Genomic DNA, 14,154 nt, shown 5'->3' with positions numbered 1-14,154 from the left:
GGGCGCCTGCGGCGTATCACCCGCCACGGGCGCAGGCACATGCTGGATCCCACACCCGGCCCCCGCGCGCTGCTGGGCGGCGCGGCGGCGCTCGCCGCTTCCGGCACGGCGCGCGCCCAAGGCGGCACGCTGACCTATGTCGGCTGGAGCCAGGACGAGGCGGCGTCGAAGCCCGTCCTGACCCAGGCCTTCGACGGCTTCCGCGCGGCAAACCCAGGCATCCGGCTCGACGTCGTCGGCTTCCCCTGGGCGCAGATGCAGCAGAACCTGGTGCTGCGCCAGCGCAGCAACCAGCCGCAGGACGTGGTGCAGCTGGCGGAGCGCTGGCTGCCGCAATTCTCCCGCGTGCTGCGCCCCGCCGACATGCGCGAGGTGCTGGGCGCGGAGATCGCGCAAGCGATCGATCCCGGCCTGCTGCGCATCGGCCAGGTCGGCGGCGCGCAGCTCGGCCTGCCCTGGACGGCGGCCTCCATCGGCATGGTGGCAAACAGGAAGGTCCTCGCCGATGCCGGCGTGACGGAGACGCCGCGCACGGTGGACGCCTTCGCCGATGCGCTGCGGCGCATCAAGCGCGCCAATGCGGAGGTCGTGCCCTATGCCTTCGCCACGAAGAACAACCTGACCATGTCGCCCGACTTCCAGGTGTGGCTGTGGACCTTCGGCGGGCGGCTGTTCGACGCCGAGGACAAGGTCGCGGTGGAGAGCGACGCGGCGCGCGCCGCGCTGTCCTTCCTGGTGGATCTTGCGAAGGAGGGGCTGATCGCGCGCGACGTGGACCGGCCCGATGCGCGCCGCCTGTTCGGCCAGAACCGCACCGCCTTCTATCACGATGCGCCGCTCGCCCGCGGTTTCGCGCGCGACAATTCCGGCCAGGGCGCGGCCTTCGACGCCAATGTCGCGGCCTTCGCCACGCCGGTGCTGCGCGCCGGCGATGCGACACGGTCGCTGATGTGGGGGCACCTGCTGGTGCTGCCGAATGCGCGCGGCGCGCGCATCGGCGCGGATTCGGCGGCGGCGAAGCTGGTGCGCCACCTCGCGATGGATGACGAGGTGCAGCTGCGCTACTTCCGCGCGGTCGGGCTGTTCCCCGTCACGCGCTCCGCGCTCGCGAAGCTCGGCGACGACGCCTATGTGGTCGAATGGGCGCGCAACGCCGGCACGGCGGAGATGGACGAGCCCTCCACCTGGCCGAATGCGGCCGACATCACCAACATCGTCGGCGAGGAAGTGCAGGCGGCGCTGCTCCAGACCAAGCCACCGGCGCAGGCGATCGGCGACATGGCGAACCGCCTGCGCCGCGCGACGGCGAACCAGCGGCGTACCTGAGGAATGAGTCTCGGCCACGCCCCGCCGCCCGCGCCGGGCCCCCCCCCCCCCCGGGGGGGGGGGCCGGGGGGGGGGGGGCGGGCGCCGGGGCGGGGGGGGGGCGCGCCGGCCGCTGGCGCTAGCGCGGCTTCACCGCATGCGCATGCGGCGAGACCGCTCTAGCCTTTTGCTTTGACGCAGTTTCCGAGTCGCCAAGCGAGGCCGCTTGGCTTGAAAATGCTTTAGCCGCCGAGGCCGAGCCAGCGCTGCAGGAAGGTGCGGGAGCGCGGCTGGACGATCGGCGTCTCGCCCTGCCCCGGTTCGCGCCCGAGTGCGGCATTCTCCCGCAGGCGCTGCGATTCCCGCGTCGCATCCACCGCGATGCCGGCAGGCGGCGGGGAGTTCAGCCAGTTCATCAGGCGATCCACCGTGCCGGAGGATGGCCGGTCCAGGCGCAGCGTCTCCTCGTCCACCTGGCGACGGATGTCGCCTTCCACCGGCCCGCCCGCCCGCGCCAGCAGCGCCCGCTCCGCCGAGCTGGGCGCGGTTGCGGCGGTGCCGGGGGCAAGGATCGCGGCGGCGTTGCGGCTGTCCTGCGGGCGGGGCGCGCCGGGCGTGGGCACCGGCAACTGGCCCAGTTGCGGCGGGACAGAGAGTGGCGCGCGCGTGGTCACCAGGAACTCGTCCGGCGCGTCGCGGGTGAATCCGAGCGCGCGGGAGGTGTCGGAACCGCAGCCGGCGAGCGCCAGGAGCGGCAGGGCCATCAGGGCGGGGCGCAGGCGTCTCATCACCCTGAACGCTTAACCCTGGGCGATGGCCTGAACAAGGCATCCGCGACCAGCGCAAGGACGCCGAGCACGATCGCGGCGTCAGCGATGTTGAACACGTACCAGTGCCAGCCCCAGGCATGGGCGTCGAAGAAGTCCACCACGGCGCCGAAGCGGGCCCGGTCGATCACGTTTCCGACCGCCCCGCCGATCACGGCACCGAGCGCCAGCGCGGTGGCCCGGTTCTCCGCCCGCGCCATCCAGCGCAGCAGGAAGGCCGCGATCGCCAGCGCGAGCGCGCCGAGCGCCGCCTGGGTCCAGGGCGCGTCGCCGGCCAGCATCCCGAAGGTGACGCCGCGGTTCCACACCATGGTCAGGTCGAAGCCGAAGGGACCGGCAGCGAGCAGCGGGATGTGCCGCACCGTGTCGAGGTCCAGCACCTCCAGCATGAACCACTTCGTGGCCTGGTCGGCGACCAGGATCACCGCGGCGAGGATGAGGCCGAGGCGCAGCATCAGCTGGATTGGCCCTCCACCACCGCCTCGCAGCGGCGGCAGAGCGTCGGGTGGGCGGCGGACTGCCCGACTTCCGGCAGCACGCGCCAGCAGCGGTCGCATTTGGTGCCGGGGGCGGGTTCGACGGCCGCCGAGGCCGCCGCGCCGGGCGCGAGCGCGACCTGGGAGGCGATGAGCACCTCCTCCCAGTCCTCCGCGCCGAGTGCGGCGAAGGCATCGCCGGTCAGCGCGACCCGCGCCTGCAGCGAGGCGCCGATCAGCCCGTTGCGTCGTGCGACCTCGAGCTCCGCCGTCGCGATCCCGCGCGCCTCCCGGATGGCGGCCCACTTCGCCGCCAGTGCCTCATCTCGCCAGGCCTCGGGCAGCACCGGCCAGTCCTGCAGGTGGACGCTCTCGCTCGCCGGGAAGCGGGCGAGCCAGGCTTCCTCGGCGGTGAAGACCAGCACCGGCGCGAGCCAGGTGGTCAGGCAGCGATGCAGCTGGTCGATCACCGTGCGCGCGCTGCGGCGGCGGTGGCTGTCGCGCGCGTCGCAGTAGAGCGAATCCTTGCGGATGTCGAAGTAGAAGGCGCTGAGATCGCTGGCGCAGAAGGCGTGGATCTCGGGATAGACGCCGGTCCAGTCATGCGTGCGCTGCGCCGTCCGCAGCTTCGCATCCAGCTCCGTCAGCCGGTGCAGTACCCAGCGCTCCAGCTCCGGCAATTCGGCGAAAGGCACGATCTCGTCGGCGGAAAAACCGTCGAGGTTGCCGAGCAGCCAGCGCAGCGTGTTGCGGATGCGGCGATACAGCTCGCCCTGCTGCTCCAGGATGTTCTTGCCGATGCGCTGGTCCTCGGTGACGTCGGTGTTCATCACCCAAAGGCGCAGGATGTCGGCGCCGGACTTGGAGACGACCTCCTGCGGCGCGACCACGTTGCCGAGCGACTTCGACATCTTCCGGCCCTGCTCGTCGAGCACGAAGCCATGCGTCAGGATCGCCTTGAAGGGCGCCACGCCGCGCGTGCCGACGCTTTCGAGCAGGGAGGACTGGAACCAGCCGCGATGCTGGTCGGAGCCTTCGAGATAGAGGTCCGCCGGCCAGGGCAGGCCGCGCTGCGGCGTCAGCACGAAGGCGTGGGTGGAGCCGGACTCGAACCAGACATCCACGATGTCCATCACCTGCTCGTAGTCGGCCGGGTTGCGGTCAGGCCCGAGGAAGCGCGCGGCGGCGCCGGGCTGATACCAGGCATCGGCGCCTTCGGTGGTGAAGGCTGCGACGATGCGGTCCATGACCGCCTGGTCGCGCAGCGGCTCGCCGGTGCGCTTGTCCACGAAGACGGCGATGGGCACGCCCCAGGCGCGCTGGCGGCTGATGCACCAATCGGGGCGGTTCTGCACCATGGAGCCGATGCGGTTGCGCCCGATGTCGGGCACGAAATGCGTCGCCGCGATCGCATCGAGCGATTTCTGGCGGATGGCGTTGCCATCATCCATCGCGATGAACCACTGCGGCGTGGCGCGGAAGATGACGGGCTTCTTGGAGCGCCAGCTATGCGGGTAGCTGTGCGTCAGCCTGCCCTTCGCCGCCAGCGTGCCGAGCGCGGCCATCGCGGCATAGACCGCGTCATGCGCCTTCCAGACATGCAGCCCTTCGAAGCCGTATGCGTGGCGCGTGTAGGTGCCGTCGTCGCCGACCGTCTCGGGGATCGGCAGCCCATGCGCGCGACCGAGGTTGAAGTCGTCCTCGCCATGGCCGGGGGCGATGTGCACGAAGCCGGTGCCGGCCTCCGTCGTGACGAAGTCGCCGGGCAGCAGCGGCACATCGAAGTCGTAGCCAGCGTTCGCTTCGGGCATGCCCTTCAGCGGATGCGCGGCGATCACCCCGGCAAGCTCCGCGCCCTTCAGCACGCGCCTGATGCTGTGCGCGCCGAGCCCCGTGTCCTTTTCGAATTGCGGAAGAAGGGCGAGCGCAACGACCAGGAACTCGCCGACGCGCAGCAGGCTGCCCTCGTTCACGCCCTCGACATGCACCAGCGCGTAGTCGATCTCCTCGCCATAGGCGACGGCGCGGTTGCCGGGGATGGTCCAGGGCGTGGTGGTCCAGATCACCACGCTCGCGCCGACCAGATCGGGCGCCCCTGCGCTGACAACCGAAAACCGCGCCCAGAGCGTCGGCGAGACATGGTCGTGGTATTCGATCTCCGCCTCGGCGAGCGCGGTCTTCTCGACCGGGCTCCACATCACCGGGCGCAGCCCGCGATAGAGCGAGCCGTTCATCAGGAACTTGCCGATCTCGCCGGCGATCACCGCTTCCGAGGGGAAGTCCATCGTCGCGTAGCGGCCCGCCCAGTCGCCATACACGCCGAGGCGCCGAAACTCGTCGCGCTGCACGCCGAGCCAGTGCTGCGCATAGGCGCGGCACTCGGCGCGGAATTCCAGGATGGGGACCTCGTCCTTGTTCTTCTTCTTCGCGCGGTATTCCTCCTCGACCTTCCATTCGATCGGCAGGCCGTGGCAGTCCCAGCCGGGGACGTAGTCGGCGTCGTGCCCGGCCATCTGGGCGGCGCGGTTGATCACGTCCTTCAGGATCTTGTTGAGCGCCGTGCCGATATGCAGCGGGCCGTTGGCGTAGGGCGGGCCGTCATGCAGCACGAATTTCGGCTTGCCCGCCGATGCGGCGCGGAGGCGGTTCCACAGCTCCATCCTCTCCCACCGGGCGAGCCAGTCGGGCTCACGCTTCGGCAGGTCGCCGCGCATCGGGAAGTCGGTCTTCGGCAGGATCACCGTGCCGCGATAGTCGCGGGCCGTCGGTGTCTCGGGAGCATCGGTCATCGGTCTGGGTCTCGGGCGGCCGGGCGGGGCCGCGGGGGTTTCGGTGGGATGCGCGCGCGAAAGAATCCCGGCCTTCAGCGGAAGGCCGGGCGGATAATTCGGGCGGGCACGCGCGACCGGAACATGGCCGACATATGCGGACGGGGGCGGGTGGGGGTCAAGCGCGCGGCGCGAGCCCCAGCCTTGCGGCGAAGGCCGTGATCTCGTCGCGCAGGCGGGGGATGACGACCTCCGCGACCGCGAGGTTCTCTCGTGCGCGCGGAAACACGAAGGTCTCGTACAGGTGCCGGAACAGGTGGCGGAAGCGCATGAGGATGAGCAGCTTCTCCGCCGTGTCTGCCGTCAGGATGGGGCCTCGGCCCTGCGGCACCGGGCGAGCCGCCCGTTCGATCAGGGCGCGGTGAAAGTCTGAGCCAGCGGGTAGGTCCTTGTCCACGGCCAGAACCATGCGCTGCAAGGCCTTCTCCGCCGCCGAAAAGGCGTCGTGCAGGTGCTTGCCGATGGCGATCTCGCGGTCCGCCCGATAGTCCGGCGGCACCTCCTCGAGTGCTGCCGCCTTCCGCAGAGCCAGGTCCGCCGCGCGCAGCGCCGTGTCCAGGTCGTCCTGGATGTCAGCCCAGGTCGCCGGCGTCACGCCCCTGCTCCATGATCTTGGACCGCAGGCGCGGCGAGACCCTGTCCAGCTCGACGATGTCGGGCTCGAAGCCGAAGGGGAGGGCGGCCGCAAAGGCGGCATTGCCGGCCGCGAACATCGCCGGCTCCGGCCCATCCAGCGCCAGGTCCAGGTCAGACCGCCGGTGGAAGCGCCCCGTCGCCAGCGACCCGAACACGATCACCCGCACGCCGAGCTTCGCCGCCGCGGCCGCCGCCGCCTGCGCCGCCTTCACCGCCTGCGCGCGGTGCGCCGCGATGTGGCGGGCGTTCAGCGTCTCCCAGTCCGGATAGGTCGCCTCGGCCATGGGGCCATCCTACCACAGCGCCGCCTGGGCGCCCCACACCGCCGCGACGCCGGCGCAGATCGCGAGCCCCAGGTTGCGGGTGGCGAGCTGCACGCCAATGACCGCAGCAGCGCCGATCCAGGCCGGCACCGAGCCCGCCACCAGGGGCGGGGTCGCATAGGCCATGAACAGCGCGCCCGGCAGGTGGCGCAGCATCGCCTCCACGAATTCTGGCGGGCGGACGCTGCGCAGGATCGCATAGCCGCCGGCGCGGCAGGCATAGGTCACCGCCGCCATGCCGAGGATCGCGAGCAGGACATCCGTGCGGATCTCCATCATCCTTGCGCGTCCGATTCAGACCTCTGGGCCTGCGGCCCGCCGGTCATCGGACGCGAGCGCTTCTCGCGCAGCTCGATCCAGGCGCCGAGCGTCGCGCCGGCGAGCGTGCCGGCCAGCAGCGGCAGCGGCACCGGCAGGCCCGCCCGATGCGCCGCCAGCGCCACCAGACCCGCCACCACCCAGGGCGCCAGGTCCACCCGCGGCCCGCGCCACAACCCAACCAGGATGGAGATGAAGGCCGCGACCGAGGCGAAATAGAGCGGATGACCGGGCGGCAGCTTCACCAGGCTGCCGGCCAGCCAGCCGATCGCGGTGGTCGGCACCCAGCTTGCCCAGAGCCCCAGCCCGACGCCCAGCAGATAGCCCGCATCCCGCCCGCCGCGCCGCTGCTCCTGCACCGAAAGCGCGAAGGAATGGTCCACAAGCGTCGCCAGCGTGCCCCAGAGCTTCCAGCCACGCAGCCGGTTCAGCCAGCCGGCCAGCGCGGCCCCCTGCGGCGCCATGCGCAGGTTCACCACGCCGGCGGCGACGATCGCCGCCATGATCGGCGCCGGGTCGGTCCAAAGCTCCAGCGCCAGCAACTGCGCCGCGCCGGCATAGACCAGCGCGCTCATCAGCACCGTCTCGGCGAAGGTCAGCCCCTTGGCGTCGGCGAGCACGCCGATCACCAGGCCGAAGGGCACCATCCCGAGCCAGAGCGGCAGGCTCGCGACGGCGCCGCGCCAGACCCCGGCGCGGGTGAAGACGACGCCGCCGCTCATGCGCGGCGCGCGGCGAGCAGCCGGCTTTCGGCCTCGGCCGGCTCCATCGCCAGGGCGCGGGCGGCGACCTCGCGGCCGAAGCCGGCGCGGGCGAGCGCGCCGAGCGCCTTCGGGTCCTCGCCCTCGCTCGCGGCGCGCGCGAAGGGGCCGATGCGGCGGCGGCGGCAGAAGGCCAGCGCGGCGTCGAGCTCGGCCTCCTCGCCTTCCGGCACGGCGGCCAGCGCAGTCTCGGCATCCACGCCCTTGGCGCGCAGATGCGCGAGCGCCGCGCGCTGCGAGCGGCCGGCGCGCAGCAGGCGCTTCGCGCGGCTTGCGGCGAAGGCGGCGTCGTCCACCGCGCCCTGTGCCACCATCCGCCGCGCGACCTCGGCCGCGGCAGCCTTCGCGGCGGCGGCGCGGGCGGCCGTGTCCTCCTGGCCTTCCGCTTCGGCGGCGCGCGCCCAGCGTTCCACGCGGCGGGCGAGCACGCGACGCAGCCCGGCCTCGGTCGCGGCGAAGCGCGCGAGATGGGCCAGCGCGGCTTCGCGGAGCCCGGCGGCATCGGGTGGCGCGCCGGCGGGTCGCGGCGAGGATCGGCGGCGTGGATCGGCCATGCCGGCGTTCTGCCACGCCGTGGCGGCGCGTGACGATACGGCGCTCGGCGGGAGCGGAACCGGAGAGGTCAAGAGGGCGTTGTCGCGTCGCATCCACACCACGGAGACCCAAGCATGCGGACCACCCATCGCTGGCTGATGATGACGACGGCGGCGGCCCTCTGCGCCGCGCCGCTTCTGGCCTTCGGCCAGGCGACCACCGGCACCGCGTCCGGCACCATGCCGCCGGCGGCGACCCAGGCCCGCCCGCAGGCCGGCAGCGTGCCCGACGGCGCGCCGGGCAACCCGCCCTCCACCGCCACCCAGCGCGCGCTTGATTCGGTGACCGGCCAGCGGACCTCGCCGGACGGGACCGGCAACAACCCGCCGGGCACCGCGGTCGGTCGCGCCCTCGATCGTGCCGCCGACGCGGTGAGCGATGCGACCACGCCGGACCGCACCGCGCCGGCCAGCCGCGCGACGCATGGCGGGACGGCTGCCGTCGCGGCGGACAGCGCCCGCCTGCAGGACGGCCGGCGCGCGACCAAGATGATCGGCGCGAATGTCTACAACGAGCAGAACGAGAGCATCGGCGAGGTCGAGGACCTGATCCTGACCCTGAACGGCGCCCAGCGGCCGGTGGCGATCATCTCGGTCGGTGGCTTCCTCGGCATCGGCGCGAGGCTGGTCGCGGTGCCCACGGAGCGGCTGCAGTGGAATGCCGAGCGCGAGCGCTGGCTGCTGACCGGCGCCACCAAGGACAGCCTGAAGAGCATGGCGCCCTTCAGTTACGAGGAGCGCGGCCGCCGCGGCTGACGCGGCGAGCACGCCAACCGCCCGGCCGTCATGTGGCGGCCGCGCCATTCCAGGCCAAGGATCCGATGATGACCCGCTTCCTCCTGCTGGCGGCGCTGGCGCTGCCTGTCGTCGCCTGCGCGGATACGCGCGACGGCACCCCGGGCAATCCGCCCTCCACCGCGACGCAGCGCGCCTACGACCAGATCACCGGCAGCCCGCGCACGAGCCCCGACGGCACCGGCAACAATCCGGCGGGCACCGCCGCCGAGCGCGCCTTCGACCGGGCCGCCGGGACGAACGTGTCGGGCGCCTATCCCGCGCAGCGCGACGGCACGCCGGCCAATCCGCCCGGCACCGCGGCCGAGCGCGCCTATGACCGCGCGACGGGGTCGAACACTTCCGGCGCCTATCCCGCGAACAGCGGCGGCGTCCGCCAGTAGTCCGCGCCGCCCTGTCATGCCGGGCCGGCGGGGCGCGCATGCCTCGCCGGCCCTTCGCGTTTTGACCCTTCCCGGCGATTCGGGCATTTTCCTCCGCTTCCGCGCCTGCCGGGGCATGTCGCCCGCGGCCCGCGCGGAACTGGAGGAAGCGAGGAACATCGTGATCCCCGCCCTGATGCCGAACTATGCCCGCGCCGACCTTGCCTTCGAGCGGGGCGAGGGTGCGCGTCTGTGGACGGCGGACGGGCGACGATTCCTCGATTTCGGCGCGGGCATCGCGACCAGCTCCATCGGCCATGGCCACCCGCATCTGGTGAAGGCCATCGCCGATCAGGCGGCGAAGGTGATGCACGTCTCGAACCTGTACCGGGTGCCGCAGGCCGAGGAGCTTGCCGCGCGCCACGTGCAGAATTCCTTCGCGGACAGCGTGCTGTTCTGCAACTCGGGCGCCGAGGCGAACGAGGGCATGATCAAGGCCGTCCGCAAATACCATGCGGAGAACGGCCACCCCGAGCGGTTCCGTACGATCTGCTTCGAGGGCGCCTTCCACGGCCGGACGCTGGCGATGATCTCGGCCACCGGCAACGCGAAGTATCTCGCCGGCTTCGGCCCGCCGGTGCAGGGCTTCGACCATGTGCCCTTCGGCAACATGAACGCGGTGCGCGACGCCATCGGGCCCGAGACCGCCGCGATCCTGATCGAGCCGGTGCAGGGCGAGGGCGGCGTGCGCCCGGCCAGCCTGCAGTTCCTGCGCGACCTGCGCGCCGCCTGCGACGAGTTCGGCATCCTGCTGGCGCTGGACGAGGTGCAGACCGGCATGGGCCGCTCGGGCAAGCTCTGGGCGCATCAATGGGCCGGGATCGAGCCCGATGTGATGTCCGCGGCGAAGGGCATCGGCGGCGGCTTCCCGCTCGGCGCGGTCTTCGCGAAGGAGCATGTGGCGAAGCACCTGAAGCCCGGCACGCATGGCCACACCTATGGCGGCAACCCGCTGGCCTGCGCGGCGGGCAACGCGGTGCTGGACGTGGTGCTCGCGCCCGGCTTCCTCGACGGCGTGGACCGCGTGGCGCGGCATCTGTGGCGTGGGCTGGAAGGCCTGGCGCGCCGCCATCCGGAGGTGATCGCGGGCGTGCAGGGCGCCGGGCTGCTGCTCGGGCTGCGGCTGCACGAGGTCGTGACCAATTCCGCCCTGCAGGAGGCGGCGGCGGCAGAGGGGCTGCTGACGGTGGCGGCGGGGATGAACGTGCTGCGCGTGGCGCCGCCGCTGATCATCACCGATGCGGATGCGGACGAGGCGGTCGCGCTGCTGGAGCGCGCCTGCCTGCGCGTGACGCCGCAGAAGGTCGCGGCGCAGTGAGCGCTGCGCTCAAGGTGACGGGGGGCGCCGGCAAGGCGCCCCCGCGCCATTTCCTCGAGATCATGGACCATGATCCGGCGACGCTGCGCCGGATGCTGGATCTCGGCATGCAGGCGAAGAAGGGCGCCATCGGCGGCAGGCCGCTGGCGGGCAAGCATGTCGCGCTGATCTTCGAGAAGCCCTCCACCCGCACCCGCGTCTCCTTCGAGGTCGGGATCCGCCAGCTCGGCGGCGATGCGATCGTGCTGTCGTCGAAGGACATGCAGCTCGGCCGCGGCGAGACGCCGGCGGACACCGCGCGCGTGCTGTCGCGCTACGTGGACGCGATCATGCTGCGCACGGACAACGTGGCGAAGATCCGGGAACTGGCGGCGCATGCGACGGTGCCGGTGATCAACGGGCTGACGGACGTCTCGCATCCCTGCCAGATCATGGCCGACGTGATGACCTTCGAGGAGCATCGCGGCCCGATCGCCGGGCAGACCGTCGCCTGGACCGGCGACGGCAACAACGTCGCGCAGTCCTTCATCCAGGCCGCCGCGCGCTTCGGCTTCGTCCTGCGCATCGCCACCCCGCCCGAACTCGCGCCGCCGGCCGAACTGATCGCATGGGCCCGCAAGGAAGGCGCGGCGATCGAGCTGACCTCCGACCCGCAGGCGGCCATGCGCGGCGCGCGCTGCGTCGTCACCGACACCTGGGTCAGCATGTCGGACGAGAAGCCCGACGCCGCGACGGTCAGCCGCCACAACCTGCTGGCGCCGTACCAGCTGAACGCCGCGCTGCTGCGCCATGCCGCGCCCGACGCGATCGTGATGCACTGCCTGCCGGCGCATCGCGGCGAGGAGATCACCGACGAGGTGATGGACGGCCCGCAGAGCGTGGTGTTCGACGAGGCGGAGAACCGGCTGCACGCGCAGAAGGGCGTGCTGCTCTGGGCGCTCGGGCAGGGGTAGCGGGCCGGCCGCGAAGGGAAGGCGCCGCCCGGGCGTAACCCGGCGGGCCGGGCGGGCGAAGGCTGCGACAGGACACGTCGCAGGGAAGGCCGCCCATGACCTCGTCGCTCTGCCGCGATGCGCGCGGGCTGCCGGTGACCACAGGCGATGCGGCGGCGGTGCGCAGCCTCGATGCGGCGGTGGCCGCGATGCTCGGCCATCGCGCCGATGTCATGGACCATCTCGGCGCGGCGCTTGCCGCCGACGCGGAACTTGCGTTGGCGCATGCGCTGCGCGGCCTGCAGCTGTGTCTTCTGGCGCGTGGCGAGGTGATGCCGGAGGCCGCGCGGAGCCTGGCGCGGGCGCGCCTTGCGATCGCGGCGCGCGGCGGCACGCCGCGGGAACGCGCCTTCGTCGCCGCGCTCGCCGTCTGGGTCGAGGAAGGCGACATGCAGCAGGCCGCCGCGGCGCTCGAGGCGGCCCTGGCCGCGGCGCCGCGCGATGCCGCCGCGCTGAAGCTCGCCCAGGCCATCCGCTTCATGCTGGGCGACGCGGCGGGGATGCGCCTGGCGCTGGAGCATGCGCTGCCGGCCTGGGGCGAGGATGTGCCGGGCTTCGGCCATGTCCTCGGCTGCCACGCCTTCGCGCTGGAGGAGAGCGGCGACCGTGCGGCCGCGGAGCGCGTGGGTCGCCGCGCGGTGGCGCTGGCGCCGGACGATCTCTGGGGTGCGCATGCGGTGGCCCATGTCATGGAAGGCGAGGGCCGCGCGCGGGAAGGGCTGGTTTGGCTCGAGGCGGCGATCGGCCGCGCGCGCGACGCCGGCGGCTTCGCGCGCCACCTGGCCTGGCATGCGGCGCTCTGCCACCTGCATCTCGGCGAGGCGGAGACGGCGCTGCGTCTCTACGACACCCGGCTGCGGCACACCGGCAGCGAGGAATTCCGCGACGTCGCCAACGCCGCCTCGCTGCTCTGGCGGCTGGAGGCGCAGGGCGTCGCTGTGGGCAGCGCGCGCTGGGCCGAGGTCGCGGACATCGCCGAGCGGCGCATCGGCGACCACATGCTCGCCTTCGCCGACCTGCACCATGTGCTCGGCCTGGCCGGTGCGCGGCGCGGCGCGGCGCTCGCGGCCTTCATCGAGGGGATGCGCCGCCGCGCGCTGCGGGGCGGTGGCACGCAGGCGCAGGTGATCGCGCAGGTCGGGCTGCCGGTGGCGCGCGCCATCGCCGCGGCGGCCGGGGACGATCCGGCCCAGGCCGCCGATCTGCTGGAGGCGATGCGGCGGGACCTGCCGCGCATCGGCGGGAGCACGGCGCAGCGCGACGTGCTGGAGCGGCTGGGCCTGGCCAGCGCGGCCGCGGCGGGCCGCGGGGCGGCGGTGCTGGCCATGCTGCGCGCCCGCGCGTCGCGGCGCGCGCCGGGTGCCTGGGAGAAGGCGCTCGCCGCCGGGGCGCGCGACGGGCAGGGCGCGGGCGGCGATCTTGCCGAAGGCCGGATTTTGCCGATGGGCGGCTCCGGACTTCACCAATCTTTCATGCGCCTGGATCATCCTCCGCCCCGGCAAGTGGGCGGAGGACCTCCATGCTGGCAAGACTTCGCGGCGCAACTGGCGGAGTGAAACGGCTCGGGGTGCGCGCGCGCATCCTGCTGATCGCCCTGGCATGCCTCGGCTTCGGGCTGGGCGTGCTCACCACCGTGACGGTGAGCGACCTGCGGGGGCGTGCCCGCGCGCTGGCCGGCGAACAGCTCGAGAGCAACCTGCGGCTGATGTATCTGCTGCTCGGCGACATCGGCAGCGAGTGGAGGCTCGACGGCGGGCGGCTGCTGCTGGACGGGACGGAGCTCAACGGCCAGACCGAGATCGTGGATCGCATCGGCGCCGTGGGCGGCGGCGTCGCGACCATCTTCGCCGGCGAGACGCGTGTCGCCACCACGGTGCCGGGCACGCAGGGCGGCCGCGCGACCGGCACCACCCTGGCGGCGGGACCGGCGCGGGACGCGATCCGGGCGGGCCATGCCTTCCGTGGCGAGACGATGATCCTCGGCCGCCCGTATCTGACGATCTACGACCCGATCCTTGGCGGCGACGGCCGCACCATCGGCATCCTCTTCGTCGGCCTGCCCCTCGATGACGTCGCGAAGATGCAGGACGAGGCCATCCGCCAGGCCGTGCTGGCCGGGGGCGCGGTGCTCGCCGCGGTCGCCCTGCTGCTCTGGCTGGCGCTGCGGCGCCAGCTCCGGCCGCTCGGCGGGCTCGCCGCCAGCCTGAACGAGATCGCCGCCGGGCAGCTCGACACGACCGTGCCCTGCACCGGTCGCTCGGACGAGCTGGGCGCGATCGGGCGCGCCGTGGCGACGCTGCGCGATGCGGCGCGGTCCGCCCGGGCGGCGCAGGCCGAGGCCGAGGCGGCGCGGGAGGCGGCGCAGGCCCGCTTGCTGGCCGAGCGGGCAGACAGCGCCGCGCGGCTCGAGGCCGGCGTGGGCGAGGCGGCCGGGCGCCTGATCGCCGCGGCGGTGGAGCTGCGCGACGCGGCCGAGGCGGCGGGAACGGCGGGGGAGCGCGGCGGCGCGCCGGGGCGGGCCGGGGCCGGGGGGCGGGCCGGCGCGGCGGGGGGTGGGGAG

The 14,154-nt window shown here is 73.1% G+C and carries 15 protein-coding genes; 7 read left to right on the top strand and 8 right to left on the bottom strand.

Annotated features, from left to right (window positions below; translation table 11 throughout):
* On the top strand, positions 1 to 1,326 hold a 1,326-nt coding region (locus tag AC1MIR_RS09100), incomplete at its 5' end, for an ABC transporter substrate-binding protein (protein WP_480027851.1).
* A gap of 221 nt (positions 1,327 to 1,547) precedes the next feature.
* Here AC1MIR_RS09100 and AC1MIR_RS09095 read toward each other — a convergent pair.
* From AC1MIR_RS09095 to AC1MIR_RS09060, 8 genes are all read right to left on the bottom strand, one after another.
* Complete coding sequence (locus AC1MIR_RS09095) at positions 1,548 to 2,093, bottom strand: DUF3035 domain-containing protein (RefSeq protein ID WP_480027850.1); 546 nt, start codon at positions 2,091 to 2,093, stop codon at positions 1,548 to 1,550.
* Positions 2,093 to 2,587 (bottom strand): signal peptidase II, encoded by a 495-nt coding sequence (gene lspA, locus AC1MIR_RS09090; RefSeq protein ID WP_480027849.1) that lies wholly within the window; start codon positions 2,585 to 2,587, stop codon positions 2,093 to 2,095. Before lspA ends, AC1MIR_RS09095 begins: the two co-directional genes overlap by 1 nt.
* Positions 2,587 to 5,397, bottom strand: a complete 2,811-nt coding sequence (ileS, locus tag AC1MIR_RS09085) for an isoleucine--tRNA ligase (protein ID WP_480027848.1) — start codon at positions 5,395 to 5,397, stop codon at positions 2,587 to 2,589. Before ileS ends, lspA begins: the two co-directional genes overlap by 1 nt.
* A gap of 157 nt (positions 5,398 to 5,554) precedes the next feature.
* A complete protein-coding gene (locus AC1MIR_RS09080) occupies positions 5,555 to 6,031 on the bottom strand; it encodes a ribonuclease toxin HepT-like protein (RefSeq protein ID WP_480027847.1) in 477 nt (158 codons plus the stop codon).
* A complete protein-coding gene (locus AC1MIR_RS09075) occupies positions 6,009 to 6,356 on the bottom strand; it encodes a nucleotidyltransferase family protein (protein WP_480027846.1) in 348 nt (115 codons plus the stop codon). Before AC1MIR_RS09075 ends, AC1MIR_RS09080 begins: the two co-directional genes overlap by 23 nt.
* A 9-nt stretch (positions 6,357 to 6,365) precedes the next feature.
* Positions 6,366 to 6,674 carry an AzlD family protein gene (locus tag AC1MIR_RS09070; protein ID WP_480027845.1) on the bottom strand — a complete coding sequence of 103 codons (309 nt, stop codon included), beginning with the start codon at positions 6,672 to 6,674 and terminating at the stop codon, positions 6,366 to 6,368.
* On the bottom strand, positions 6,671 to 7,435 hold the full coding sequence (locus tag AC1MIR_RS09065; RefSeq protein WP_480027844.1) for an AzlC family ABC transporter permease: 765 nt from the start codon (positions 7,433 to 7,435) through the stop codon (positions 6,671 to 6,673). Before AC1MIR_RS09065 ends, AC1MIR_RS09070 begins: the two co-directional genes overlap by 4 nt.
* Positions 7,432 to 8,028: a regulatory protein RecX gene (locus tag AC1MIR_RS09060; RefSeq protein WP_480027843.1), complete on the bottom strand. Its 597-nt coding sequence runs from the start codon at positions 8,026 to 8,028 to the stop codon at positions 7,432 to 7,434. The genes AC1MIR_RS09065 and AC1MIR_RS09060 overlap by 4 nt, the downstream gene beginning before the upstream one ends.
* A 114-nt stretch (positions 8,029 to 8,142) precedes the next feature.
* On the opposite strand from AC1MIR_RS09060, the gene AC1MIR_RS09055 reads away from it, so the two are divergent.
* The 6 genes from AC1MIR_RS09055 to AC1MIR_RS09030 all read left to right on the top strand — a co-directional run.
* On the top strand, positions 8,143 to 8,823 hold the full coding sequence (locus AC1MIR_RS09055; protein ID WP_480027842.1) for a PRC-barrel domain-containing protein: 681 nt from the start codon (positions 8,143 to 8,145) through the stop codon (positions 8,821 to 8,823).
* Between the two features lie 68 nt (positions 8,824 to 8,891).
* Entirely contained in the window at positions 8,892 to 9,245 is a 354-nt protein-coding gene (locus tag AC1MIR_RS09050; protein WP_480027841.1) for a hypothetical protein, read from the top strand.
* Positions 9,246 to 9,405: 160 nt separating this feature from the next.
* Positions 9,406 to 10,602, top strand: coding sequence for an acetylornithine transaminase (locus AC1MIR_RS09045; protein WP_480028731.1), 1,197 nt, complete (start codon positions 9,406 to 9,408; stop codon positions 10,600 to 10,602).
* On the top strand, positions 10,599 to 11,555 hold the full coding sequence (gene argF / locus AC1MIR_RS09040) for an ornithine carbamoyltransferase (protein WP_480027840.1): 957 nt from the start codon (positions 10,599 to 10,601) through the stop codon (positions 11,553 to 11,555). Before AC1MIR_RS09045 ends, argF begins: the two co-directional genes overlap by 4 nt.
* 95 nt (positions 11,556 to 11,650) lie before the next feature.
* Positions 11,651 to 13,150 (top strand): tetratricopeptide repeat protein, encoded by a 1,500-nt coding sequence (locus AC1MIR_RS09035; protein ID WP_480027839.1) that lies wholly within the window; start codon positions 11,651 to 11,653, stop codon positions 13,148 to 13,150.
* An 11-nt stretch (positions 13,151 to 13,161) separates the two neighbouring features.
* Positions 13,162 to 14,154 (top strand): cache domain-containing protein (locus AC1MIR_RS09030; RefSeq protein WP_480027838.1); only part of this gene is annotated, 993 nt, incomplete at its 3' end.

It is taken from the genome of Falsiroseomonas sp. RANM36 (assembly GCF_056682175.1).
The sequence above is the reverse complement of the archived record's forward strand: the minus strand, read 5'-3'. Positions and strand labels throughout refer to the sequence as shown.

Excerpts from the sequence above, each read along its gene's own strand:
- AC1MIR_RS09095 (WP_480027850.1), bottom strand. The coding sequence starts at position 2,093 with ATGAGACGCCTGCGCCCCGCCCTGATGGCCCTGCCGCTCCTGGCGCTC.
- lspA (WP_480027849.1), bottom strand. The coding sequence starts at position 2,587 with ATGCTGCGCCTCGGCCTCATCCTCGCCGCGGTGATCCTGGTCGCCGAC.
- ileS (WP_480027848.1), bottom strand. The coding sequence starts at position 5,397 with ATGACCGATGCTCCCGAGACACCGACGGCCCGCGACTATCGCGGCACG.
- AC1MIR_RS09075 (WP_480027846.1), bottom strand. The coding sequence starts at position 6,356 with ATGGCCGAGGCGACCTATCCGGACTGGGAGACGCTGAACGCCCGCCAC.
- AC1MIR_RS09070 (WP_480027845.1), bottom strand. The coding sequence starts at position 6,674 with ATGATGGAGATCCGCACGGATGTCCTGCTCGCGATCCTCGGCATGGCG.
- AC1MIR_RS09065 (WP_480027844.1), bottom strand. The coding sequence starts at position 7,435 with ATGAGCGGCGGCGTCGTCTTCACCCGCGCCGGGGTCTGGCGCGGCGCC.
- AC1MIR_RS09060 (WP_480027843.1), bottom strand. The coding sequence starts at position 8,028 with ATGGCCGATCCACGCCGCCGATCCTCGCCGCGACCCGCCGGCGCGCCA.
- AC1MIR_RS09055 (WP_480027842.1), top strand. The coding sequence starts at position 8,143 with ATGCGGACCACCCATCGCTGGCTGATGATGACGACGGCGGCGGCCCTC.
- AC1MIR_RS09050 (WP_480027841.1), top strand. The coding sequence starts at position 8,892 with ATGACCCGCTTCCTCCTGCTGGCGGCGCTGGCGCTGCCTGTCGTCGCC.
- AC1MIR_RS09035 (WP_480027839.1), top strand. The coding sequence starts at position 11,651 with ATGACCTCGTCGCTCTGCCGCGATGCGCGCGGGCTGCCGGTGACCACA.